The sequence below is a fragment of the Chromobacterium piscinae genome (assembly GCF_021129175.1).
Classification (GTDB): Bacteria; Pseudomonadota; Gammaproteobacteria; order Burkholderiales; family Chromobacteriaceae; genus Chromobacterium; species Chromobacterium piscinae.
In genome coordinates this window covers 1-21,758 of the sequence record NZ_JAJOHV010000007.1, presented here as the reverse complement: position 1 = coordinate 21,758, position 21,758 = coordinate 1, and the positions used below count along the sequence as shown (strand labels likewise).

The following is a 21,758-nucleotide window of genomic DNA, read 5'->3' as shown; positions in this document are numbered from 1 at the left end:
GAGCCGCCATGCCCCGCCGCAACGCCGAAACCGACGACGACGACAACGACAAGCCCGTCCCGCTGTATCGCCAGTACGAAACCCAGGGCACAGTGCGGCAGATATCGTTTTATCTGTCCGACGAGATCGGCGCCGCCATCCACTACACCGACCTTTTGTACACGCTGCGCACCGCCAACAGCACCGACATCGTCTACCTGCACCTGAACACCCCCGGCGGCAATTTCGACGCCGGCTTGCAGATCATCAACAACATCACCGCCAGCCAGGCCCACGTGGTCACCATCCTGGAAGCGCGGGCCTATTCGATGGGCGCGCTGATCTTCCTCGCCGGCGACGAGCTGGTGGTGCACGACACCTGCCAGCTGATGTTCCACAACTATTCGTCGGCGCTGATCGGCAAGGGCAATGAGCAGCAGGCGCAGGTGGCGGCCAGCGGCAAGTGGTTCGAAAAGGTGATGCGCCACGTCTGCCGGCCCTTCCTCACCGACGAGGAACTGGACCGCATCCTGAAGGGCGAGGACATCTGGCTGGACAGCGACAACATCCGCCGCCGGCTGAACAATATCCAAAAGGGCGCGCCGGCAGTGACGGCGCGCAAGCCGGGCAAGAAGAGCGGTGCTGCGGAATCCAACGGCTAGCGGAATCGACGTTGTCGACAAAGCACCGCGCGGATAAAATGACATTGTCAAAATACGGATAATTCTGAAATGTCATTACGCGATATTCGCATGCTCACCCGCTACGGCGCCTGGGCCAACCGGCGTCTGTTCGACGTTCTGGCTGCGCTGCCGGAAGAGGAACTGCTCAAACCCCGCGCTACGGTGTTCGGCAGCATCCTGTCCACCTTGAACCACAATCTGGTGGTGGACCGCATCTGGCAGGGCCATCTGCTGGCGCGGCCCCATGGCTACAGCGGCCGCAACACTGCGGACACCCCCAGCCTGGCGGAACTCGCGCGGGCGCAGGCGGAGCTGGACAGCTGGTATGTCGATTACGCCGACGGTCTGGACCCGGCCGCGCATGGGGAGGTAGTGGACTTCGCCTTCGTCGACGGCGGCCGCGGCAGCATGCGACGCGGCGACATGCTGCTGCACATCGTCAACCACAAGAACTACCACCGCGGATTCGTCGCCGACATGCTGTATCAGGTGCCGGCCACGCCGCCGACGACCGACCTGCCGGTCTACCTGCGGGACGCCCACCGGGAGGAAGGCGGCCGATAGCGCGCTAGTGCTGCGCCTCCGGCTCGCGTTCTATCTCCACCCGGTTCCGACCCTTGCGCTTGGCCTGGTACAGCAGCAGGTCGGCCTCCAGGAACAAGCTGGCCAGATTCTCGTGCTCCGGCGGCCTCAGGCAGGCCACGCCTATGCTGGCGCTGATCGACAATTGCAGCTCTCCCACGCGGGGCTGCAAATTGGCGATGGCCAGGCGCAGACGATCCGCCACATTGCAAGCCTCCACCCGGCTGGCCAGCGGCAGCATCACCACGAACTCCTCGCCGCCGTGGCGCCCCAGCACGTCGCCCTGGCGCGACTCCGCCCGCAGGCAGTCGGCCAACTGGCGCAATACCTCATCCCCCACCTGATGGCCGTAGCGATCGTTGACCTCCTTGAAGTGGTCGAGGTCGATCAACAGCAGAGCCAACGTCTCCCCGCGCTGCCGCGATCGTGAAAACATAGCGGCGGCCTGTTCGTGAAAGGTTCGATGGTTGTACAGCTGCGTCAAGCCATCCTGCTGCGCCTGCTGGCGGACCTGCAGCAACAGGCGCTCGTAGCTGATGAACAGCAGGCTCAGGCTGTAGCAGAACGTCAGCCAGAACAGGCTGAGCGAGGTAAACATGACCAGCAGTTGATCCACGCCGGAAAAATTGCTCCCTTTTTCCAGCCAGGACATGGCCAGCCGAAACAACGCGACCCCTATCGTCAGCGCCGCCAGGCCAAGCCCCAGCCGGTAACCCATCATGGTGCGCCACTGCCGCCCGCGATACAGCAGCGCGACGATCATCGACCAGTACAAGATATGCGCGCACGCGGTGACTCCCACCCGCCGCGTGTAACTGCCGGGCCCGGCCCAGAACACGAAGCACAGCATGATGATCGTCAGAGCTGCGAGATGGAAGCGCCAATCGTTGCGCAAACCCAGCAACTGGCGGGTGGCGACCACGGCCAGCGGGTGGTACAGCAGCAGCAAAAAGGTATCCAGAACCAGATTGGGCCAGGCTGGAATAGGCAGGGGAAGATAGGCTATCAGGGTGCCGCAGGCGGCGATGCATCCCGCGATGCCCAGCGTGAGCAGCGCTCTTTCGTTCCGGTTGTAAAGCCAGAACATCAGCACCACCAGGGTCAGCATGGCGGTGTAGCCGGTGGTGCTGAGCAGGGTGGTCTTGAAATCCAGAATGCTTGGTATGATTGGGCTGGGCATGAAAAACAAATGTCTAGTCGACGAAAAACCGGCGCGCGCGAACCCAAATTGGAACCGCCTGCCGCGAGCTGGCGATACCATAGCAGAATTTTACTTGCGCCATGCCATCGCCCATGCCCTTCGCATCATCCTAGACTTGCCCGGACGCGCCCGCAACGTACAGACAGTCTAGTTTCTTGCCCTTCCCACTCAACTTAGATAGAATACTCTATCTTTCAGAGCGGCCAATCCCGCCGTCTCTGTCCCAGTCAGCCACGCGTCCGGCTTCGCCGACGCGCCAGCCATCAAGCCCACGCAACATCGGGTCTGCCTCGCGCGACCCCTTCTGGCAGGAGTCAAAATGCGCCTACACGCCTTCCTGCTGCCATTGGCGCTTTCCCAAGCGTCGCTGGCGGCCAGCACGCTTCCCTCTTACGATTTCGCGTCCAAGCCGGCCATCGCGCCGACTGCGCGCATCAAACCGCTCAAGGCGGACAAGAAGCCCAAGCCGCTGAATGTCCAGCCCCGGGTGAGCCTCGGCGATCTCGACAGCCCCTTGATCGAGGTGCGTCCTCCCGCCTTCTCCGGCTCCCGCGGCAATCCGATGCAGCCGGACAGCTTCTCGATAGGCCATACGCTCAATCAGACAAGTCCTCTCCACCTGCAACCGCAACAGGGCTACCAACCGTCTCGCGGCTGGCAGCATGGCATGCCGTTCACGCCCGGCCTGACGATAGACCCGCAAACCGGCCGGAAACAAGCGATACCGATGCACATGCTGCCTGCCTTGCCGCCCCATCAGTTGCGCTGAATCGCCCGGTTCAGCGATTGACCATGGGCATCACCTCGGCGGCGTAGCGCAAGCCGCTGACCTTGCCGCCGACGAACGCCGCGTCCAGCGCTGCCAGATCGCCGGCGCTCAGCGCCACCTCCGCCGCGCCCAGGTTGTCGCGCAGGTTCGCCTGCTTGCGCGCGCCGGGGATGGCGACGATGTCTTGCCCCTGCGCCAGCAGCCAGGCCAGCGCCAGTTGCGCCGGGCTGCAGCCCTTGGCCGCAGCCAGCTCCCTCACCTTGTCCACCAGCTGCAGATTGCGCTGGAAATTCTCGCCCTGGAAGCGCGGGTTGCCGCGGCGGAAGTCGTCGGCGGCGAAATCGTCCGGACTCTTGATCGCGCCGGTCAGAAAGCCCCGTCCCAGCGGGCTGTAGGCGACAAAACCGGCGCCCACCTCGCGGCAAGCGGCCAACACGTCGTCTTCCGGATCGCGCGTCCACAGCGAATACTCGCTCTGCAGCGCATGGATGGGATGGACGGCGGCGGCGCGTCGCAGCGTGTCGGCGGAGGCCTCCGACAAGCCCAGATAGCGCACCTTCCCGGCCTGGACCAGCTCCGCCATCGCCCCCACGGTTTCTTCTATCGGCACCAGCGGATCGACGCGGTGCAGGTAGTAGAGGTCGATACAATCGACCCCCAGCCGCTTCAGGCTGCCCTCGCAACTGCTGCGCACGTAATCGGGATGGCCGTTGACGCCTCGCCGGGCGGGATTGTCCGGATCGAGCACGATGCCGAACTTGGTGGCCAGCACCACTTCGCCGCGGCGGCGCGCCAGCAGTCTGGCCAGCAGCCGCTCGTTGCTGTGCGGGCCGTACATGTCGGCGGTGTCGAGAAAGTTGACGCCCAGGTCCAGCGCGGCATCCAGCGTCGCCAGCGATTCGGCGTCGTCGCGTGGGCCGTAGAAAGCGCTCATGCCCATGCAGCCCAGACCCAGCGCGGAAACCTGCGGGCCATTGCGGCCCAGCGTGCGTTTTTGCATCGTATTCTCTCCTGTGGTGAATGGACGTCAGCATAGAAGATGGCGATGGGCCGATAAATGGCTCAAAATGACAAACATTATTTAGCCAGGCTTCACAATGTCGAGAATTCCACATGACGCGCTGCAGGCTTTCCGCGCCATCGCCCGTCACCGCAGCTTCACACGCGCCGGCGCCGAGCTGGGCGTCAGCGCCTCGGCGTTAAGCCAGAGCCTGCGCCAATTGGAGGAGGCGCTGGGCGTGCCGCTGCTGACGCGCACCACGCGCCAGGTGGCGCCGACCGAGGCCGGCGAGGCGCTGCTGGCGCGGTTGTCGCCGGCGCTGGACGAAATCGCCGCGGTGCTGGAGGAAACCCGGCAGAGCCGCGGCCAGCCGGCCGGCCAGCTGCGCGTCACCCTGCCCCACACCGCCGCCCAGCTGCTGTTTTATCCGGCGTTGGCCGATTTCGCCGCCCGGCATCCCAAGCTGCGGCTGGAGCTGGACGTCAACAACGGCCTGGTCGACATCGTCGCCCAGCGCTTCGACGCCGGCGTCCGCTTCGGCGAGGCATTGCAGGCCGGCATGCAGGCGCTGCCGGTCAGCCGGCCGCTGCGCTTCGTCGTCGCCGCCTCGCCCGACTATCTGCGCCGCCGCGGCGCGCCCAAAACGCCCCAGGACCTGCTCGGCCACGACTGCCTGGGTTATCGCTTCGGCGGCGGCGGGCAATACCGCTGGCAGTTCGCCGCCGCCGGCCAGGCGCTGCAATTGGCGGTCGATGGCCCCTTGATCGCCAACGACAATATGGCGCTGCTGCATGCGGCGCTGGAGGGCGCCGGCCTCGCCTACCTGGCCGAGCCGCTGATCGCGCCCTGGGTCGCCGAAGGCAGGCTGGCCGTGGTGCTGGACCGTCATATGCCGCCGGCCGAGGCGCTGTACCTGTACTACCCGCATCGGCCGCGACAGCCGGCCAAGCTCAGGGCCCTGATCGCCTTCCTGCGCGAGCGCGCCGGCCTGCCGCAGGCGTAAAAAACCCGCCTGGCGGCGGGCGGGGAGAAATAATCGGCGCGGGCTCAGCGCGGCTGCCGCGCCAGACGCCAGGCGGCGTCCTGCTTGTGGTAGCCCAGCAGATAATAGGCCGCCACCAGGAACACCAGCCAGCCGGGACCGACGATCAGCGCGACGCGGGTGTCCGGGAAATAAGCCATCAGGCCTATCACCAGCGCCAGGAAACCCAGCGTCAGGTAGGAGCCGTACGGCCACAGCGGCATGCGGTGGCTGATGGATGCCAGTTCCTTGGCCGACAGCGAGCGGCGGAACCGCAGCTGCGCCAGCAGAATGATCAACCAGGTCCATACCGCGCCGAAAGTGGAGATCGCCGTCAGCCAGGTGAACACTTCCTTCGGCGCCAGGTAGTTCAGCAGCACGCCGAGCAGCAGCGCGGCCACCGACATCAGCAGCGCCGGCACCGGCACGCCGCTTTGGGAAACGCGCGCGAACACGGGCAGCGCCTGCTTCTGCTCGGCCAGGTTGAACAGCATGCGGCCGGTGCTGAAAATGCCGCTGTTGCAAGAGGACAGCGCGGCGGTCAGCACCACGAAATTGATGATGCCGGCGGCGGCCGGGATGCCCATGCTCTCGAAAGTCAGCACGAAGGGGCTGCCGCGGGTGCCCAGCTCGTTCCACGGGTAGATCGACAGGATCACGAACAGCGCGCCGACATAGAAGATCAGGATGCGCCAGAACACCGAATCCACCGCGCGCGCCAGCGCCTTCTTCGGGTTCTTCGCCTCGCCGGCGGTCAGGCCCAGCATTTCCACGCCCAGGTAGGCGAACATCACCATCTGCAGCGACATCAGCACGCCGGAGAAGCCGTTGGGCATGAAGCCGCCGTGCGCCCATAGATTGGAGATGCCGGTGGCGACGCCGTGGTTGCCGAAGCCGAACAGGATCATCGCGAAGCCGCCGATGATCATCAGCACGATGGTGACGATCTTGATCAGCGCGAACCAGAATTCGAACTCGCCGTAAGCCTTGACCGCGATGAAATTGACGCCGCCCATCGCCAGCATCGCCGCCAGCGCCCAGTACCAGGACGGCACGTCCGGGAACCAGATGCCCATGTAGACGCCGACGGCGGTGATTTCCGCCATGCAGGTCACCAGCCACAGGAACCAGTAGTTCCAGCCGGTAAGGTAGCCGGCCAAGGGGCCGAGGTAATCCTGCGCGTAGCGGCTGAACGAGCCGGCCACCGGATTGTGGATGGCCATTTCGCCCAGCGCGCGCATGATCATGAAAATGGCGAGGCCGCCGATGCCGTAGGCCAGCATGATGGCCGGGCCGGCCATCTTGATCGCGGTGGCCGAGCCCAGAAACAGGCCGACGCCTATCGTCGCGCCCAGCGCCATCAGGTTGATATGCCTCTCTTCCAGCCCGCGGTGCAGGGTCTGTTGTTCTCCTGGCATGCAATGCTCCTTGTGTAAGCGTTGAAGTCCCGGCTGTCGTTTTATCGCCGCGGACAGAGCGCCTGGTCCTGCGTTGGCCGTGCCCAGGGCACAGCCTGCGCTCAGGCTTTCTGTTGCGGCTTATTTTTTGCCGGTCAATGACAAACCATTTTACATATATTCATATCAATATGAATAATCGAGCACATTAAAACCTTGATTCAACATTTTCAAGCACACAAAAAACCAAGAAATCTATCCATCGCGTCAAGATGAATGACGCGCGCCCGATGCCGCGGACGCAAAAAAGCCCGGACGCTCATCCGGGCTTCGATCCATATCCAGCTACAAGCCGCTTCAGGCCTTGGCTTTGGACTTGCCTTTGGCCGGCTTGTCCTCGACCACAGACTCCTCGCGCTCCCAGGCCTCCTTGTACGGGCGGCCGTAGTAGCTGTCCAGCAGCAGCTGCCTCAGCTCGCTGATCAGCGGGTAGCGCGGGTTGGCGCCGGTGCACTGGTCGTCGAAGGCGGCCTCGGCCACTTCGTCCAGCTTGGCCAGGAAGTCCGATTCGGCCACGCCGGCGGCCTGGATGGATGCTGGGATGCCCAACGTCTTCTTCAGTTCGTCCACCCACTCGATCAGCTTCTCGACGCGCTGGTGGTCGCGACTGGCCTCCAGGCCCAGGTGGCGGGCGATCTCGGCGTAGCGCGCCACGCTCTTCGGCCGGTCGTACTGGCTGAAGGCGGTCTGCTTGGTCGGCACGTCGGCGGCGTTGTAGCGGATCACGTTGCTGATCAGCAGCGCGTTGGCCAGGCCGTGCGCCAGGCCGAACTCGGCGCCGATCTTGTGCGCCATCGAGTGGCAGACTCCCAGGAAGGCGTTGGCGAAGGCTACGCCGGCGATGGTGGCGGCGTTGTGCACCTGTTCGCGCGCTTTCGGATCCTTGGCGCCGTTCAGGTAGGACGACGGCAGGTATTCCTTCAGCAGCTTCAGCGCTTGCAGCGCCTGCGGGTCGGAATACTCGTTGGCCATCACCGACACATAGGCTTCCAGCGCATGGGTCACCGCATCGATGCCGCCGAAGGCGGTCAGCGACTTGGGCATGTTCATCACCAGATTGGCGTCGACGATGGCCATGTTCGGGGTCAGCTCGTAGTCGGCGATCGGATATTTCACGCCGGTCACTTCATCGGTCACCACGGCGAACGGGGTCACTTCGGAGCCGGTGCCGGAGGTGGTGGGCACCGCCACCATCATGGCTTTTTGGCCCAGTTTCGGGAACTGGTAGATGCGCTTGCGGATGTCCATGAAGCGCAGTGCCAGATCGGCGAAGTGGGCTTCCGGATGCTCGTACATCACCCACATGATCTTGGCCGCGTCCATCGGCGAGCCGCCGCCGATGGCCATGATCACGTCCGGCTTGAAGGCGTGGGCCAGCTCGGTGCCTTTGCGCACCACCGCCAGCGTCGGATCGGCCGGCACTTCGAAGAAGGTTTCCACTTCCAGACCCATCTTCTTCAACAGGCGGATCGGCTCGTCGACGAAGCCGTTCTCGAACAGGTACTGGCCGGTGACGATCAGGCAGCGTTTCTTGCCGGCCAGATCTTCCAGCGCCACCGGCAGGCAGCCGCGGCGGAAGTAGATGGACTTCGGCAGCTTGTGCCACAGCATGTTCTCAGCCCTCTTGGCGACGGTTTTCTTGTTGATCAGGTGTTTGGGGCCGACGTTCTCCGAAATGGAGTTGCCGCCCCAGGAGCCGCAGCCCAGCGTCAGCGACGGCGCCAGGCTGAAGTTGTACAGGTCGCCGATGCCGCCTTGTGACGACGGAGTGTTGATCAGGATGCGGGCGGTCTTCATCTTGTCGCCGAAGTAGCGCACCCGTTCTTCCTGCAGATCCTGATCGGTGTACAGCGCCGAGGTGTGGCCGATGCCGCCCATGACCACCAGCGCGGCGGCCTTGTCGCAGGCGTCGAGGAAATCCTTGGCCCGGTACATGGCCAGAGTCGGCGACAGCTTCTCGTGGGCGAAAGCCTCTTGCTCCGACACTTCCGTCACTTCGCCGATCAGCACCTTGGTGGTCGGCGGCACGTCGATGCCGGCCATGGCGGCGATCTTGGCCGCGCTCTGGCCGACGATGGCGGCGTTCAGGCTGCCGTCCTGCAGGATCACCTTGCGCACCGCCTCGGCTTCGCTCTTGGACAGAATGTAGCCGCCGTGCTTGGAGAAGCGATCGCGCACCGCGTCGTAGATTTCATCGACAATGATCACCGATTGCTCGGACGCGCACACCACGCCGTTGTCGAAGGTTTTGGACATCAGGATGGAGGCGACGGCGCGCTTGATGTCGGCGGTTTCGTCTATCACCGCCGGCGTGTTGCCGGCGCCGACGCCGATGGCCGGCTTGCCGGAAGAGTAAGCCGCTTTCACCATGCCCGGACCGCCGGTGGCCAGGATCAGGTTGACGTCGGGGTGATGCATCAGTTGGTTGGACAACGCCACCGACGGCTCGTCGATCCAGCCTATGATATCTTGCGGCGCGCCGGCGGCGACGGCGGCTTCCAGCACCAGCCGGGCGGCTTCGCAGGTGGAGCGGCGCGCGCGCGGGTGCGGCGAGAAGATGATGCCGTTGCGGGTTTTCAGCGAGATCAGCGCCTTGAAGATGGCGGTGGAGGTCGGGTTGGTGGTGGGGACGATGCCGCACAGCACGCCGATGGGTTCGGCGATGGTGATGGTGCCGAAGGTGTCGTCCTCGGACAGCACGCCGCAGGTCTTCTCATCCTTGTACTTGTTGTAGATGTACTCGGAGGCGAAGTGGTTCTTGATCACCTTGTCTTCCATCACGCCCATGCCGGTTTCGGAAACGGCCATCCGCGCCAGCGGGATGCGGGCGTCGGCGGCGGCCAGCGCCGCGCTGCGGAAGATGTGGTCCACCTGCTCCTGCGTGAACTGCGCGAACGCCGCCTGCGCCTTCTTGACGCGGGCCACCAGGGCGTCGAGTTCGATCTGATTGCTGACTGCCATTTTGTCTCTCCAAGAACCAAATGAAATTGCCGAGCGCTTGATTTTCGTTTTTGCTGTTAAATTTTCGAATTCGAAAAAAAATCAGCCAAAACCCTATCCGCCACCGCCGCGCGATGACGACGCCATCCAACCCTTTGTAGCGGAGCCATTACATCCGAAACGCGATACCCTGATGAAATTCAGTGAGTTCATCGCGCATCGCCGCTGGCTCGCTTGATTCACGACTATCCTAATCCGTTTTCGGATATTCGTTTTTGCGCACGGCCAAACAATTTCCGCTTTTCCCGCAAAAAGAGCGCCGCTTGGGCGCTCTTTGGATGGTCCCGGAACAGACCGTTGTAACGGGCATGCTACCGGAGCGGACTCAACGCCCCATAAAGCCGTAATGGAAGTAGCGGCCGCTGCGGGTCAGCTCGCGGATGCGCGCCGGATCGGTCTCGCCGTTGATATTGGTGATCACCAGCTTGCCGCGGCCTTGCTTCAGATCGTTGTTGAAGTCGTAATAGCCGCCCAGCACCGCCAGCCTGCCCGCCTCCACCTCGCCGGAGAACTTCAGGATGGCGCCCTCCACCTGGTTGTTGATGTTGATCAGCGCGCCGTTGGTGGCGTCGATTCCCTTGGGAATCTCGATATTGTCCAGCTCCTTCTGCACCGCCGGCCCCAGATTGCTGTAGTCGCCGGCCGCCGCCTTGATCGCGCCGCAGCCGGTGTGGCTGACGAACATCAGCAGCGGGGTGCGCAGGTCGCGCACGCCGTACTCTATCGATCCTTCGGAACTGGCCAGCTGGTTGCCCAGATTGCTGATCACGAACAGGTCGGCGTCGGCCTCCCCGCCCAGCATGCCCACATTGCCGCCGGGACTGGAACAGGCGACCACCGTCGCCCTGGGCGCGGCGCGTCCTCCCAGCTTGGCCAGATAGCCCGGCGAATGCTTGGCGATATACGCGCTGTTGGCCTTGAGGATGCTGCCTACCACGCCCTTCACCTGTCCGGCTTCGCCGGCCGCCTTCTCGACATGCTTGGCCGGGCGTCGCGGCTTCACCCGATGCGCGGCCCGCGGCTTGCCTCCCGGCGCCCGCACTTCCGGGCTGGGCTGGCTCAGATCGCGCGTCGGCGGCTTGGCCATCGGCACGCCGGGTTCCATTTTCTCCGGCGCGGCCTTGGCCGGCTCCGCCTTCTTCGCCGCTTCTGCCGCCGGCTTGGCGGCCTCCGACGGCTTGCCTTCCGCAGGCTTACCTTCCGGCTTGCCTTCAGCCGGTTTCGCTTCGGCGGCCGGCTTCGCGGCCGGCGCGGCGCCGTGCTCCGCGGCCTGCGGAGGCTTGTTCAGCTTCAGCGGCAGCTTGATCACCTGCTGCACCTGGTTGCCGGACGCGTCGTCGGCCCAGGCCGGCTGCAGGCTCAGCAGCAACGGCAACATCATGCAAGATCCGATCAGCCGTGGGCTCATGCTCGATTCCTTACGTCATTCACAATCATTTCTATTCTGCATCATCGACCATGGCGGGGAAAGCCGCCAGCCGCCTTTCACGCCTGCCGCCGCTGGCTCAGCCACACGCCGGCGAATACCAGCGCCCCGGCCGCGCCCTGCCAGGCCTGCAATTTCTCGCCCAGCAACAGCCAGGCCATGGCGACGGTGAACACCGGGATCAGGTTGTTGAAAGCGCCGGCGCGCGCCACCGGAATCCGCGACACCGCCCAGGTGTAGAGCCCGTAAGCGCCCAGCGTGATCGCCGCGCCCAAGTACAGCACCCACAGGCTGGGGACCAGCAGCAGCTTGTCCGGCCAAACGCCCCACGGCGTCAGCATCGCCAGACCGAACCAGGCGCAGCCGGCCAGCGTCTGGACGCCGGTCAGCGCCAGCGGCGAATAACGGACCGATAAGCGCTTGGCGATCAGCACATAGCCGCTGGCGCAAATCATCGCGCAGAACTCCAGCGCATTGCCCAACAGCGGGTCCGGCGCGCCCGGCCCGGCCTGGCTGTCCATGCTCAGCCAAATCACGCCGGCGAAAGACAGCGCGATGCCCAGCCACACTTGCCGCGGCTGGCGCTCATGCAGGAACAGAGCGGCGCCCACCGCCATCATCATCGGCAACGTGGCGGTGATCACGCCGGCCTGCGACGCGCTGGTATGCAGCAGCGCGTTGGCCTCGAACAAAAAGTACAGGCAGGGCTCGCACAGGCCCATCGCCAGCAGCCATCGCCAGTCTCCCTTGCGGTAATGCCAGGCGATGCGCCCCCCCATCGCCAACGGCAGCAGGCACAGCGTGGCGATGGCCATGCGCGCGAACAGCACCGCCAGCGGATGGTAGAACTGGAATACGTATTTCAGAACGATGAAGGCGCTGGACCACAGGAACATGGCCAGCGTCAGGGCGAGATAAGGCAATACGGCTCCTCTGCGATTTCACGGGCCGTCTGCGCAGCCCTGTCGACGAGGCATTGTTTCAGAATATGATGACGACTGTCTAACCTCCGTCCGCCCGCATTCCACGCCGCGGCGCTCCCCGCCACCAAAACAGCAGCGCCGACCCGCTGATCGCCGCCCCCAGCCAGCACACGCCATTCCAGCCAACGCGCGCGTAAACCATGGTGGACGAAATCGCCCCGATGCCGCTACCAACCGAATAGAACAGCATGTAGCACGCCAGCAGGCGGCTTTGCGCGTCCAGCCTGCTGGTCAGAATCATCCCCTGGTTCACGACATGGATGGCCTGCCCTCCCAGATCCAGCAAGACGATGCCGGCGATGAAGACCCCCATCCGCCCGATGCCGGCCAGCATGGGCCAACACAGCAAGAGACAGAGCAAAGCCGCCAGGGTGACGCGCTGCCCCTTGCCTTGATCGGTCAAGTGTCCCGCTCTGGCCGCCGCCAATGCCCCGGCCATCCCCACCAGGCCGAACGCGCCGATTTCCGTCTGAGAATAGGCGAAAGGCGGTCCGCTCAGAGGCAGCGCCATCGCGCTCCAGAAGACGCCGAGCGCGGCGAACATCAGCAAGCCCAACATGCCGCGCGAGCGCAGAACCGGCTCATCGCGCAACAAGACCAGCATGGACAGCAACAGCTGGCGATAACGCATGCCGCCGTCCGCCGGCGCCAGCGGACGCAGCAGCCGAGACAGCAGCGCCAGCATCAGCAGCGTCGCGCCGGCCGATGCCAGATACACCGCGCGCCAACCTCCCAAGTCGCTGACGACGCCGGCCACCGACCGCGCCAGCAACAGGCCGATCACCACGCCGCCCTGCACGGCGCCAACAATCCTCCCTCTCTCCTCGGGCGAGGCCATGGCCGCCGAATATCCAATCAGCCCCTGCGTCATCGCAGTGCCCAGCAGGCCGACTGCCGCCATGGCGATCAATAAGCCCGGCGCGCTTTTCGCCAGCGCAACCGCAGCCAGCGTCGGCAGCAGCAGGCACAATTGCAGCCTGAGCAAACGCGCCCGATCCAGCATGTCGCCCAAGGGCACGATGAAACACAAAGCCAGCGCGCAGCCCAGCTGAGTGGCGCTGATCACGCCTCCCGCCAGCGCGGGGCCAATGTCCAAGTCTTGGGAAATCGCATTCAACAGCGGCTGCGCATAATAGACATTCGCCACGCTCAATGCCGAGCAAGCTGCCAAAATGCCGACCGTCCAACGGCCGAGCCCGACTCGCGCCGCCTCTGGACAAACCGCTAACGCCCCCATACGGTCCGCCTCATACCCATGCCCGATGCAGCTGATCCTGAAGACCCCAACGGTCGGCTTGTATCCAGTACTCGACGATCCTGCCCTCTTCGACCCGATAGCAAGCGCTGTCTATCAGCACCACCGGCACGCCGCTGGGCGGCAGGCCATCCATCTCCGCCAGATGATGGCCGAACTGAGTCCAGCGCGCATAGGCTCGGTCGCCATCCACCAGCAATTCGTCTATCCGCAATTCAAAATCGCCAAACAGGCGCTGGAAATCGCGCACATGCTCGGCGTAATTGGCCGGACTGCGCGCCAGCGTGCGCGGATTTTCCGACTCCAGCTGGTGCGCGGTCACGCTGGTCGCCAAATATTGGCCCGCCGCGTCCGGATTGCGTCCGGAACGCACCTCATGCAGAAAACCCTGCACCACCCTCCTGGTTTCTTCGCTGCTCATTGCCTTCCTCCCATGCGGTTGCGGATGCGCTCCAGCGCCTCCATCTCGTCGCGGCAGACCTGCCTGGCATGTATCGCCATGCCCTGCTGCCACCAGTCCATCCAATGCCTGAGCGCGATCAGCAGTTTGTTCATCGCCGCCTCCATTGTTCAATCATCAATCATGAATCGCATGCTACATGGGCAATAAACATTGAAAAACCATACTTCACATGACACACTGTTCATTAAATGAGAACAGATTATTTACCCGACTCCCAAGCTCTGCTCGCCTTCGACGCGCTGGTCCGCCGCGGCAGCTTCACCGCCGCCGCCGAAGAGCTGGACTGCACCAAAAGCCGCGTCAGCCAACTGGTGAAAGCGCTGGAGAAGCAGTTCGGCACCGTGCTGGTGCTGCGCAACACCCGCCGCGTGGCGCTGACAGAAACCGGCCAGCGGCTAGCCCTGCACGCCCGCGAGCTGCGCTGCCTGTTGGAGCGGGCCCGGATAGACATCAACGAGGCCGAGGGCGAAGTCAGCGGCCCGCTGGTGATCAGCTCCATCACCTCCTTCGCCCAATACCTGCTGGCGCCCATCCTGGCCGAACTGGCGGTGCTGCACCCCGGCCTGCAACTGAAGTTGCAGGTGGAAAACCGGCTGCAGGATCCGATTTCCGAGGGGCTGGACTTCTGCGTCCGCACCCGCAACGTCCACGACGACGCCCTGGTGGCCAAACCTCTGGGGCTGGTGCGCGAGTGGGCGTTCGCCTCGCCCGACTATCTGGCCAAGGCGCCGCCGCTCGCTACCCCGGACGACCTGCCGCTGCACCGCATCCTGTTGGACACCAGCCGTCCCAAACTGCGCGACACGCCAGAATGGCTGCTGGAAAAAGACGGCCAACAAAAGCAAGTGCGGGTGCAGCCGGTGCTCAGCAGCCATCAATACGCGCCGCTGCTATCCGCCGCCATCGCCGGCAGCGGCATCGCGCTGCTGCCGGCCTATGTCGCCAGCGAGCATTTGAAGAGCGGACGGCTGGTCCCGGTGCTGCCGGGCTGGAGCCATGACTGCTGGCCGGTCTACCTGGTCTATCCCTACCGCCACCCGCTGCCGCGCAAATACGAGGCCTTCATCCAGCACGTGGTGCCGCGCATGCGCGCGCTGCTGGAAGCCGGCATTGATCCAGGCCAAGGCGGCATCCCGCTTTCATCGCCAGAATGAGCGCCATTCGCGCCGGCGCCGCGCCGGCCTGACAAGGAGAATGCAATGGAACACCGCGACATCGTCATCGTCGGCGGCGGCATGGTGGGCAGCGCGCTGGGCGCCGCGTTAAGCGGGCAGGGATTGTCGGTCTGCGTGCTGGAAAGAGAGCCCCCCGCGCCATTCGCGCCGGAACAGCCGCATGATCTGCGGGTATCGGCGATCAGCCCGGCCTCCGCCGCCTTTCTGCAGTCCATAGGTGCCTGGGAGCCGGCGCAGGCAATGCGCGCCGCGCCCTACCGCCGGATGCAGGTATGGGAAGGCGACGAGGCCGCCGGCACCTTGTTCGACGCCGCCGAGGCCGGCGTGGCGGAGCTGGGCCACATCGTGGAAAACCGCGTGGTGCAACTGGCCGCCACCGCGGCGCTGCGCGACAAGGGCGACATCGACTACCGCTGTCCAGCCATAGTGTCGGAAATCGTCTACCGGCCCCAAGCCTCCCAGCTGACGCTATCCGACGGAAGCAGGCTGCAAGCCAGGCTGCTGATCGCCGCCGACGGCGCCCGCTCGCAAGTGCGCGACGCCGCCGGAATCGGCGTCACCGGCTGGGATTACCCGATGCACGCGCTGGCTCTGACCTGCCGCATGGAGGGCGGCCAGCAGGACATCACCTGGCAGCGCTTCACCCCCGACGGCCCGCAAGCCTTCCTGCCGCTGACCGGGGACGCGGCCTCCCTGGTTTGGTACCACCGGCCGGAAGAGGTGAAACGGCTGCTGGCGCTGAGCGATGACGAGTTGATCGCCGCGGTCAGCCAGGCTTTTCCGCGCAAGCTGCCCGGCATCTGGGAGTTGACCGCGCGCGGCAGCTTCGGCCTGACCCGCCGCCATGCCCAATGCTACGTCAAGGACGGCGTGGCGCTCGCCGGCGACGCCGCCCACACCATCCACCCGCTGGCCGGCCAGGGCGTCAACCTGGGCTTCCAGGACGCCGCCGTGCTGGCCCGGACCATTCTGGATGCCCGCGCCAAGGGAGAGGACTGGGCCAGCGCCAAAACCTTGTCCCGCTACCAGCGCGCGCGCAAACCGGCCAACCTGGCGATGCAGGCCGGCATGGACGCGTTCTGCTACGGCTTTTCCAACAATATCGGCCCGCTGCGCCTGCTGCGCGGACTGGGGCTCAGGCTGGCGGACAAGGCCGGCCCGCTGAAGCGCGAGGCGATACGCTACGCGCTGGGGCTGCGCGCCTGATCGATTTTTCCATTCATGCTAGGATCGGGAGACTTTTTCCCCTCCCGGCATGTTCATGAACCCATTCCACATTCGCGCCGCCATCGGCCTGCTGCAAGGGATCGCGCTTTACGCGCTGTACCGCGCGTCGGACCATGGCGGCTGGCTGTCCCTCCACCCGCTGCTGTTCTCGCCGCTGCTGCTCGCCGCCGCGTTTCTGCCCCTGCTGTGCCAGACCGGACTCGGCGTGCTGCGCCCCTCCCGGCTGGCTGCCTGGCTGGCGGCGCTGGCCGTCGCCGTCGCCGCCTTCGGCGCGCACGACCGCTGGCGCGTCGGACTGGAGCACGCCGCGCGCTCGGACCTGATGCCGGGGGCGCTGGCGATGCTGGGCGTCGCCATGCTGCTGTTCATCGCCTGGCCGCTGATCCTGGCCGGCGAAAGCGAGCGGCGCTGGCGAGCGTCCTACCCCGCCTATTTCGACACCGCCTGGAAGCTTGGCCTGCAGCTGATGTTCTCCGGCCTGTTCGTCGGCGTGTTCTGGCTGATCCTGAATCTGGGCGCCGAGCTGTTCGCCCTGGTGGGCATAGGCGGCCTGCGCCGGCTGATAGGCGAAGCCGAGTTCGCGATACCGGCCAGCACGCTGGCGCTGTCGGCCGGCCTGCATCTGAGCGATGTCCGCCCCGGCATCATCCAGGGGCTGCGCTCGCTGCTGCTGACCCTGCTGTCCTGGCTGCTGCCCCTGCTGGTCCTGTTGGTCGGCGCCTTTCTCGCGCTGCTGCCTTTCACCGGGCTGGACAGCCTGTGGAAGACCGGCCACGCTTCTGCGCTGTTGCTGGGCGCGAGCGGGCTGCTGATCTTCCTGCTGAACACCGCCTACCAGGACGGCAGCGAGCAGCCCGGTCGCGTCATCCGGCTCAGCCTGCGCGCCGCCTGCCTGCTGCTCGCGCCGCTGCAGGCGCTGGCCGCCTACGCGCTGACGCTGCGCGTCGGCCAATACGGCTGGTCGCCGGACCGAGTGTTCGCCGCCAGCCTCGTCATCCTCGGCGCCTGCTACGCCGCCGGTTACGGCTGGGCGGCCTTGCGTCGGCAGGCCGGACTCGCCGGCGTGGCCTGCGCCAATATCGGCGCCGCCTGGCTGTCGCTCGCCCTGCTGGCCGCCGTGCTGACGCCGCTGGCCGATCCGGCGCGGATCTCGGTGTCCAGCCAGTTGTCCCGGCTGGAGGCCGGCCGCGTGGCCGCCGAACGCTTCGACTTCGATTTCCTGCGCTACCGCGGGCTGCGCTATGGCCATGCCGCCCTGCTGCGGCTGAAGAACGATCCCGGCGTCGACGGCGCTGTCCGCCGCAAGGCCGGCGACGCGCTCAGCGAGGACAAGCCCCAGCCCAAGCCTCCCGCCCAGGCGGTCCGCCCGCGCGGCCCGGTCCCGTTGCCTGCCGGCTTCCTGGCCCAGGACTGGAAGCAAGCCGCCAAGCGAACCGGCGAACTGCCGTCCTGCCTGCTGGATGGCCGCAATGAATGCGACGCCTATGCCGGCGACTACAGCGGCGGCGGCAAGCCGGAAGTGCTGCTGGCGGAAAAGCTTGCCGCCCGCTTGTCGCTGTTCCAGCAGAATGCGCAGGGTCTATGGACGCTGGCCGCGACCTACGACCTGCCCGCCGCCTGTCCGGCCCCGCTGGAAGCGCTGGCGGCGGGACAGGCGCGAGCCGTTCCCCCTCGGCTGCCCGACCTGGACGCCGGAGGGCTGCGGCTGCGGCCGCGCTATCCCTATGCGCCGCAGGAATGCCCAGTCGCTAAAAAATAAGCGGAGCGCGCTGCGCCGCGCGCAGAAACCGAAATAAATGGACGGAATCCGATCGTCAAGACGGCCCGCCTCCCGATACCATGCAAACACAGGCGGCCGCACCTTCTCCGGGCCAGGCCGCCCCTCCGTCCCACCGCAATGGAGCCGCGCCATGTCTTTCATCGACGATCACGACCACTCCGCCTGCCAGCGCCCGCTCGACCGCGTCCGGCCCTTCGACGCCGCCGCCTTCGAACAAGCGGTTGCCGACATGCTGACCGCCAGCGGCATCGCCATCGACCCCATCCACACCGGCAAGACTGCCCAGCGCGTGCGCGAGCTGTGGCAGAAACGCCTGCTGGACGGCTACGACACCGTCCCTGCCGAGGCGCTGGGCAGCGGCTTCGCCGACGACCGCCGCGACATGGTGGTGATACGCAGCCTGGCGGTCCATGGCATGTGCCCGCACCACCTGCTGCCCTTCCGCGGCGTCGCCCACGTCGCCTACCTGCCCGGCGGCCGGCTGCACGGCTTCGGCCGCATCGCGCGGATGGTGGACGCCATCAGCCACCGCTACACCTACCAGGAATGGATCACCCACGAGATATCCCGCACCCTGGTCGAGCACGGCGGTGCGCGCGGCGCCGCCTGCCTGATCGAGGCCGAGCAGCTATGCCTGTTGATGGGGGAAAACCGGCGCGGCGACGAGCGGGTGATCACCCAGTGCTACGCCGGCGATTTCGAAACCGACGCCAACGCCCGCAACGAATTCCTGCGCGCGATCGAACGCTGAGCGGCGGGCATGAAAAAGGCCGCTGCCCATAAGGGAGCGGCCTTGATGTCTTGATTCGCGGCTAATCCAGCAAGCCGCCGGATTCGGACTTCGGCGAGCGCCTGAGCAGACCGTCCACCACTTGTTGCGGATCGTGCCCCTGGTACAGCAGGCCGCACACCGCGGCGGTGATCGGCATGTCCACCTGCAGCCGCTCGGCCATGGTCAGCACCTCGCGCGCGGTGGCCACGCCCTCGGCCACATGGCCCAGTTCGTCCAGCACCTGCTGCAGCGGCTTGCCTTCGGCCAGCTTCAGGCCCACCTGGCGGTTGCGCGACAGCGCGCCGGTGCAGGTAAGGATCAGATCGCCCATGCCGGACAGGCCCATCATGGTCTGCGGACTGGCGCCGAGCGCCATCGCGAGCCGGGTGATTTCGGCCAGCCCGCGGGTGATCAGCGCCGCGCGCGCGTTCAAGCCGAAATCCAGCCCGTCGGCGACGCCGGTGGCGATTGCCATCACGTTCTTCACCGCCCCGCCCACCTCAACGCCGACGAGGTCGTCGTTGGCGTACAGCCGCAGCAGCGGGCTGTGCAGCTCGCGCGCCACGCTGGCGGCGAACTCGGCGTGGTCGGAGGCGATGGCCGCCGCCGCCGGCAGGCCCTGCGCCACCTCGCGGGCGAAGCTGGGGCCGGACAGCGCGCCGTACAGGTGGCCGGCCGGCAGCTCCTCCTCCGCCACCTGGTGCGGCAGCAGGCTGGAGCCGGCCTCGAAGCCCTTGCACGCCCACAGGATGGGCGGCGGCGGCGCGTCCAGCGCCATCAGAGACTTCAGCGTGGGCCGCAGCCCCGCCATCGGCGTGACGATCAGCGCCAGCTCCGCGTCGCGCGTAGCGGCCGCGAGATCCGACGACAGCGTCAACGGCTCCGGAAACGGGCAGTCGGGCAGGTAACGCTGGTTGACCCGCTCAGCGTCCATCCGCCGAATCTGTTCAGCATCGCGCGCCCACAAGGTCACCTGGTGGTGACGGGCAAAAGCTATCGCCAGCGCGCTGCCCCATGCGCCGGCGCCGAGTATCGCCAGTTTCATCCGCGGTCCTTACAAGCCCCAGAGATCGGTAATACGAGCATAGCCGACGCTGCCGTCGCGGTGGCGCACTTTGGCCCAGCCGTTCTGCGGAGCCTCCTGCAGCTCCAGCACGCCGTCCTTGGGCACGGTGAACAGCAGCTTGCCGTCCTCCGCGCCCCGGTCGCGCACGCCGGCCTGGGCCGACACCACCAGCAGCCAGCGCTGCTTGGACAGCGCCGCGGCCGGAATCCAGGCGATGCCGCCGGTGGCGTCGCGCACGCGCGACCACTCCTTCTGACTTTGCAACACCTCGACCGGATAATAGCGGCTGACCGCGAACAGCTTTTTCGCGCTCAGCGAAGGCGCCTCGTACAGCGCGACGCCGGTTTCCTTGACCGAACGGAATTCCAGGGCATGGACGGACGGGGCCGCCAACGCGGACGCCAGCAACAGCGGCAGAACGAGACGCTTCATGGCTGGCCTCAGGCGTTGCCGGCTTCGGCTTGCTGCGCGCGCTGCTGCATGTACAGCGCTTCGAAGTTGATCGGGGCCAGCAGCACCGGCGGGAAGCCGGCGCGGTTCACCACGCTGGACACGGTCTCGCGGGCGTACGGGAACAGGATGTTCGGGCAAGCGACGCCGAGGATCGGATCCAGGTCTTCGCCCGGGATGTTGCGGATCTGGAAGATGCCTGCCTGGGCCACTTCGCACAGGAACATGTTCTTTTCCGGCAGCTTGGCGGTCACGGTGACGGTCAGGGTCACTTCGAAGTAGCCGTCGTCCAGCTGTTGGCCGGCGCTGGCCAGCTGCATGTCGATTTCCGGCTGAGCCTGTTCCAGGAACACCTGCGGCGCGTTCGGCACCTCGAGCGAGATGTCCTTCACGTAGATTTTTTCGATGGAAAACGCCGGTTGCAGCTCTTGTTGTTCGCTCATGTTCTTTCTCGCAAAAACCGTCTCATGACGGCAGAATTTTATGGATACATCGGCGGGCATCATCGCACGAAAGCCGCGCGGCGGCCAATCGCGGCAAAGCCCCGCCGCTCAGTCCGCCAGCAGCGGGTCCAGCTTGCCGGAATGGTTCAGCGCCACCAGTTCGTCGCAGCCGCCGACATGGGTGTCGCCGATGAAGATCTGCGGCACGGTGCGGCGGCCGGTCAGCGCCATCATTTTGTCGCGCGCGTCCGGATCGAGGTCGATGCGGATCTCGGTGATTCCGCTGACGCCCTTGCTGGCCAACAGTTGCTTGGCGCGCACGCAGTAGGGGCAGACCGCGGTGGTGTACATGGTTACCGGTTTCATGGTTCTCGCCTGAAAATTCGATCGCCGACGATTATAGCCGGGTTCGCGGCTCAGCGCCTTGCGCTGGATCGCATCGTCTCGGTATTGAAGCCGCGCGCCAGGTCGGCCACCACCGCGTCCAACGCCTTGCCCGACTCCATCGCCCGCGGGCCGTTGACGATGGCGACGATGGCCAGCCGCCTGCCGTCGGCCGCCTGCCAATAGCCGGCCAGCGCCTTGACGTCGTTCAGCGTGCCGGTCTTCATCCTCAGCCGCGGGCCCAGGTCGGCGAAACGCTTCTTCAGCGTGCCGTCGGTGGCGGCGATCGGCAGGCTGGCGATGAATTCGCCGGCGTACGGGCCGCGCGCGGCGTCCAGCAGCACCTCGCCCAGCAAGCGGGCGGTCACCCGCTCGCGCCGCGACAGGCCGGAACCGTTCTCCAGCCGCAACGCGCCGATGTCGGAGATGCCGCGATGGCTCAGCTCCTCGCGCAGCGCGCGCTCGGCCGCCGCTGCGGTGTCCTCGCCGCCGGCCTCGCGCCCCAGCGTCAGGAACAGCGTGCGCGCCATAGTGTTGTTGCTGTACTTGTTGATGTCGGACAGCGCCACCGACAGGGGCTGCGACTGCCAGGACGTCAGCTCGCGCGCGCCGTCCGGCGCCCGGCCGCGCGCCACCCGCAGC

At 65.8% G+C, this 21,758-nt stretch carries 23 protein-coding genes; 9 read left to right on the top strand and 14 right to left on the bottom strand.

Annotated elements, in window-relative coordinates:
- The first annotated feature begins 8 nt into the window (after positions 1 to 8).
- Positions 9 to 641: a Clp protease ClpP gene (locus LQR33_RS01905; RefSeq protein ID WP_104946319.1), complete on the top strand. Its 633-nt coding sequence runs from the start codon at positions 9 to 11 to the stop codon at positions 639 to 641.
- 90 nt (positions 642 to 731) lie between these two features.
- Positions 732 to 1,226 carry a DinB family protein gene (locus tag LQR33_RS01900; protein ID WP_231467219.1) on the top strand — a complete coding sequence of 165 codons (495 nt, stop codon included), beginning with the start codon at positions 732 to 734 and terminating at the stop codon, positions 1,224 to 1,226.
- A 4-nt stretch (positions 1,227 to 1,230) separates the two neighbouring features.
- Here LQR33_RS01900 and LQR33_RS01895 read toward each other — a convergent pair whose 3' ends face one another.
- The gene (locus LQR33_RS01895) at positions 1,231 to 2,424 is read right to left on the bottom strand and encodes a GGDEF domain-containing protein (RefSeq protein WP_231467217.1); all 1,194 of its coding nucleotides are present in this window, start codon (positions 2,422 to 2,424) and stop codon (positions 1,231 to 1,233) included.
- Positions 2,425 to 2,764: 340 nt separating this feature from the next.
- Between LQR33_RS01895 and LQR33_RS01890 the strand changes: the two genes are divergently transcribed.
- Entirely contained in the window at positions 2,765 to 3,214 is a 450-nt protein-coding gene (locus tag LQR33_RS01890) for a hypothetical protein (protein WP_104946317.1), read from the top strand.
- A gap of 10 nt (positions 3,215 to 3,224) precedes the next feature.
- Here the strand turns inward: LQR33_RS01890 and LQR33_RS01885 are convergent, their stop codons facing one another.
- Positions 3,225 to 4,214 (bottom strand): aldo/keto reductase, encoded by a 990-nt coding sequence (locus tag LQR33_RS01885; RefSeq protein WP_231467215.1) that lies wholly within the window; start codon positions 4,212 to 4,214, stop codon positions 3,225 to 3,227.
- Between the two features lie 97 nt (positions 4,215 to 4,311).
- Here LQR33_RS01885 and LQR33_RS01880 point away from each other — a divergent pair, with 97 nt between their 5' ends.
- Positions 4,312 to 5,217: a LysR family transcriptional regulator gene (locus LQR33_RS01880; RefSeq protein ID WP_166439025.1), complete on the top strand. Its 906-nt coding sequence runs from the start codon at positions 4,312 to 4,314 to the stop codon at positions 5,215 to 5,217.
- Between the two features lie 44 nt (positions 5,218 to 5,261).
- On the opposite strand, the gene LQR33_RS01875 is transcribed toward LQR33_RS01880, so the two are convergent.
- Both LQR33_RS01875 and adhE read right to left on the bottom strand, forming a co-directional pair.
- Positions 5,262 to 6,653 carry an amino acid permease gene (locus LQR33_RS01875; protein ID WP_221667705.1) on the bottom strand — a complete coding sequence of 464 codons (1,392 nt, stop codon included), beginning with the start codon at positions 6,651 to 6,653 and terminating at the stop codon, positions 5,262 to 5,264.
- Positions 6,654 to 6,989: 336 nt separating this feature from the next.
- On the bottom strand, positions 6,990 to 9,653 hold the full coding sequence (gene adhE, locus LQR33_RS01870; protein ID WP_221663673.1) for a bifunctional acetaldehyde-CoA/alcohol dehydrogenase: 2,664 nt from the start codon (positions 9,651 to 9,653) through the stop codon (positions 6,990 to 6,992).
- Between adhE and LQR33_RS01865 the strand changes: the two genes are divergently transcribed.
- Entirely contained in the window at positions 9,640 to 9,870 is a 231-nt protein-coding gene (locus LQR33_RS01865) for a hypothetical protein (RefSeq protein WP_166439028.1), read from the top strand. The genes adhE and LQR33_RS01865 overlap by 14 nt on opposite strands.
- 147 nt (positions 9,871 to 10,017) lie before the next feature.
- Here LQR33_RS01865 and LQR33_RS01860 read toward each other — a convergent pair whose 3' ends face one another.
- From LQR33_RS01860 to LQR33_RS01840, 5 genes are all read right to left on the bottom strand, one after another.
- Complete coding sequence (locus tag LQR33_RS01860; protein ID WP_231467213.1) at positions 10,018 to 11,100, bottom strand: carbonic anhydrase; 1,083 nt, start codon at positions 11,098 to 11,100, stop codon at positions 10,018 to 10,020.
- Between the two features lie 77 nt (positions 11,101 to 11,177).
- Entirely contained in the window at positions 11,178 to 12,041 is an 864-nt protein-coding gene (locus LQR33_RS01855) for a DMT family transporter (protein WP_231467210.1), read from the bottom strand.
- 79 nt (positions 12,042 to 12,120) lie between these two features.
- Positions 12,121 to 13,338: an MFS transporter gene (locus LQR33_RS01850; RefSeq protein WP_269326177.1), complete on the bottom strand. Its 1,218-nt coding sequence runs from the start codon at positions 13,336 to 13,338 to the stop codon at positions 12,121 to 12,123.
- A 10-nt stretch (positions 13,339 to 13,348) separates the two neighbouring features.
- Positions 13,349 to 13,777: an ester cyclase gene (locus LQR33_RS01845; RefSeq protein ID WP_166439032.1), complete on the bottom strand. Its 429-nt coding sequence runs from the start codon at positions 13,775 to 13,777 to the stop codon at positions 13,349 to 13,351.
- A complete protein-coding gene (locus LQR33_RS01840; protein WP_166439033.1) occupies positions 13,774 to 13,911 on the bottom strand; it encodes a hypothetical protein in 138 nt (45 codons plus the stop codon). Before LQR33_RS01840 ends, LQR33_RS01845 begins: the two co-directional genes overlap by 4 nt.
- A gap of 96 nt (positions 13,912 to 14,007) precedes the next feature.
- Between LQR33_RS01840 and LQR33_RS01835 the strand changes: the two genes are divergently transcribed.
- The 4 genes from LQR33_RS01835 to folE all read left to right on the top strand — a co-directional run bounded on the left by LQR33_RS01835 (position 14,008) and on the right by folE (position 18,752).
- The gene (locus LQR33_RS01835) at positions 14,008 to 14,973 is read left to right on the top strand and encodes a LysR family transcriptional regulator (RefSeq protein ID WP_166439034.1); all 966 of its coding nucleotides are present in this window, start codon (positions 14,008 to 14,010) and stop codon (positions 14,971 to 14,973) included.
- Between the two features lie 45 nt (positions 14,974 to 15,018).
- A complete protein-coding gene (locus LQR33_RS01830; RefSeq protein WP_231467204.1) occupies positions 15,019 to 16,200 on the top strand; it encodes an FAD-dependent monooxygenase in 1,182 nt (393 codons plus the stop codon).
- 55 nt (positions 16,201 to 16,255) lie between these two features.
- Positions 16,256 to 17,980 (top strand): DUF4153 domain-containing protein, encoded by a 1,725-nt coding sequence (locus LQR33_RS01825; protein ID WP_231467200.1) that lies wholly within the window; start codon positions 16,256 to 16,258, stop codon positions 17,978 to 17,980.
- A gap of 151 nt (positions 17,981 to 18,131) precedes the next feature.
- The gene (gene folE / locus LQR33_RS01820) at positions 18,132 to 18,752 is read left to right on the top strand and encodes a GTP cyclohydrolase I FolE (protein WP_166439037.1); all 621 of its coding nucleotides are present in this window, start codon (positions 18,132 to 18,134) and stop codon (positions 18,750 to 18,752) included.
- 61 nt (positions 18,753 to 18,813) lie between these two features.
- Here folE and LQR33_RS01815 read toward each other — a convergent pair whose 3' ends face one another.
- From LQR33_RS01815 to dacB, 5 genes are all read right to left on the bottom strand, one after another.
- The gene (locus LQR33_RS01815) at positions 18,814 to 19,818 is read right to left on the bottom strand and encodes an NAD(P)H-dependent glycerol-3-phosphate dehydrogenase (RefSeq protein ID WP_166439038.1); all 1,005 of its coding nucleotides are present in this window, start codon (positions 19,816 to 19,818) and stop codon (positions 18,814 to 18,816) included.
- A gap of 9 nt (positions 19,819 to 19,827) precedes the next feature.
- A complete protein-coding gene (locus LQR33_RS01810; RefSeq protein WP_021478519.1) occupies positions 19,828 to 20,271 on the bottom strand; it encodes an SH3 domain-containing protein in 444 nt (147 codons plus the stop codon).
- 8 nt (positions 20,272 to 20,279) lie between these two features.
- Entirely contained in the window at positions 20,280 to 20,732 is a 453-nt protein-coding gene (gene secB / locus LQR33_RS01805) for a protein-export chaperone SecB (RefSeq protein ID WP_021478518.1), read from the bottom strand.
- A 108-nt stretch (positions 20,733 to 20,840) separates the two neighbouring features.
- Positions 20,841 to 21,098 (bottom strand): glutaredoxin 3, encoded by a 258-nt coding sequence (grxC, locus tag LQR33_RS01800; RefSeq protein WP_104946306.1) that lies wholly within the window; start codon positions 21,096 to 21,098, stop codon positions 20,841 to 20,843.
- Positions 21,099 to 21,148: 50 nt separating this feature from the next.
- The coding region (gene dacB / locus LQR33_RS01795) for a D-alanyl-D-alanine carboxypeptidase/D-alanyl-D-alanine endopeptidase (protein WP_231467199.1) at positions 21,149 to 21,758 on the bottom strand (610 nt) is incomplete at its 5' end.

Coding starts and splice junctions, on each gene's coding strand:
- LQR33_RS01905 (WP_104946319.1), top strand. CDS start 9: ATGCCCCGCCGCAACGCCGAAACCGACGACGACGACAACGACAAGCCC.
- LQR33_RS01900 (WP_231467219.1), top strand. CDS start 732: ATGCTCACCCGCTACGGCGCCTGGGCCAACCGGCGTCTGTTCGACGTT.
- LQR33_RS01895 (WP_231467217.1), bottom strand. CDS start 2,424: ATGCCCAGCCCAATCATACCAAGCATTCTGGATTTCAAGACCACCCTG.
- LQR33_RS01890 (WP_104946317.1), top strand. CDS start 2,765: ATGCGCCTACACGCCTTCCTGCTGCCATTGGCGCTTTCCCAAGCGTCG.
- LQR33_RS01885 (WP_231467215.1), bottom strand. CDS start 4,214: ATGCAAAAACGCACGCTGGGCCGCAATGGCCCGCAGGTTTCCGCGCTG.
- LQR33_RS01880 (WP_166439025.1), top strand. CDS start 4,312: ATGTCGAGAATTCCACATGACGCGCTGCAGGCTTTCCGCGCCATCGCC.
- LQR33_RS01875 (WP_221667705.1), bottom strand. CDS start 6,653: ATGCCAGGAGAACAACAGACCCTGCACCGCGGGCTGGAAGAGAGGCAT.
- adhE (WP_221663673.1), bottom strand. CDS start 9,653: ATGGCAGTCAGCAATCAGATCGAACTCGACGCCCTGGTGGCCCGCGTC.
- LQR33_RS01860 (WP_231467213.1), bottom strand. CDS start 11,100: ATGAGCCCACGGCTGATCGGATCTTGCATGATGTTGCCGTTGCTGCTG.
- LQR33_RS01850 (WP_269326177.1), bottom strand. CDS start 13,338: ATGGGGGCGTTAGCGGTTTGTCCAGAGGCGGCGCGAGTCGGGCTCGGC.
- LQR33_RS01845 (WP_166439032.1), bottom strand. CDS start 13,777: ATGAGCAGCGAAGAAACCAGGAGGGTGGTGCAGGGTTTTCTGCATGAG.
- LQR33_RS01840 (WP_166439033.1), bottom strand. CDS start 13,911: ATGAACAAACTGCTGATCGCGCTCAGGCATTGGATGGACTGGTGGCAG.
- LQR33_RS01835 (WP_166439034.1), top strand. CDS start 14,008: ATGAGAACAGATTATTTACCCGACTCCCAAGCTCTGCTCGCCTTCGAC.
- LQR33_RS01830 (WP_231467204.1), top strand. CDS start 15,019: ATGGAACACCGCGACATCGTCATCGTCGGCGGCGGCATGGTGGGCAGC.
- LQR33_RS01825 (WP_231467200.1), top strand. CDS start 16,256: ATGAACCCATTCCACATTCGCGCCGCCATCGGCCTGCTGCAAGGGATC.
- folE (WP_166439037.1), top strand. CDS start 18,132: ATGTCTTTCATCGACGATCACGACCACTCCGCCTGCCAGCGCCCGCTC.
- LQR33_RS01815 (WP_166439038.1), bottom strand. CDS start 19,818: ATGAAACTGGCGATACTCGGCGCCGGCGCATGGGGCAGCGCGCTGGCG.
- LQR33_RS01810 (WP_021478519.1), bottom strand. CDS start 20,271: ATGAAGCGTCTCGTTCTGCCGCTGTTGCTGGCGTCCGCGTTGGCGGCC.
- secB (WP_021478518.1), bottom strand. CDS start 20,732: ATGAGCGAACAACAAGAGCTGCAACCGGCGTTTTCCATCGAAAAAATC.
- grxC (WP_104946306.1), bottom strand. CDS start 21,098: ATGAAACCGGTAACCATGTACACCACCGCGGTCTGCCCCTACTGCGTG.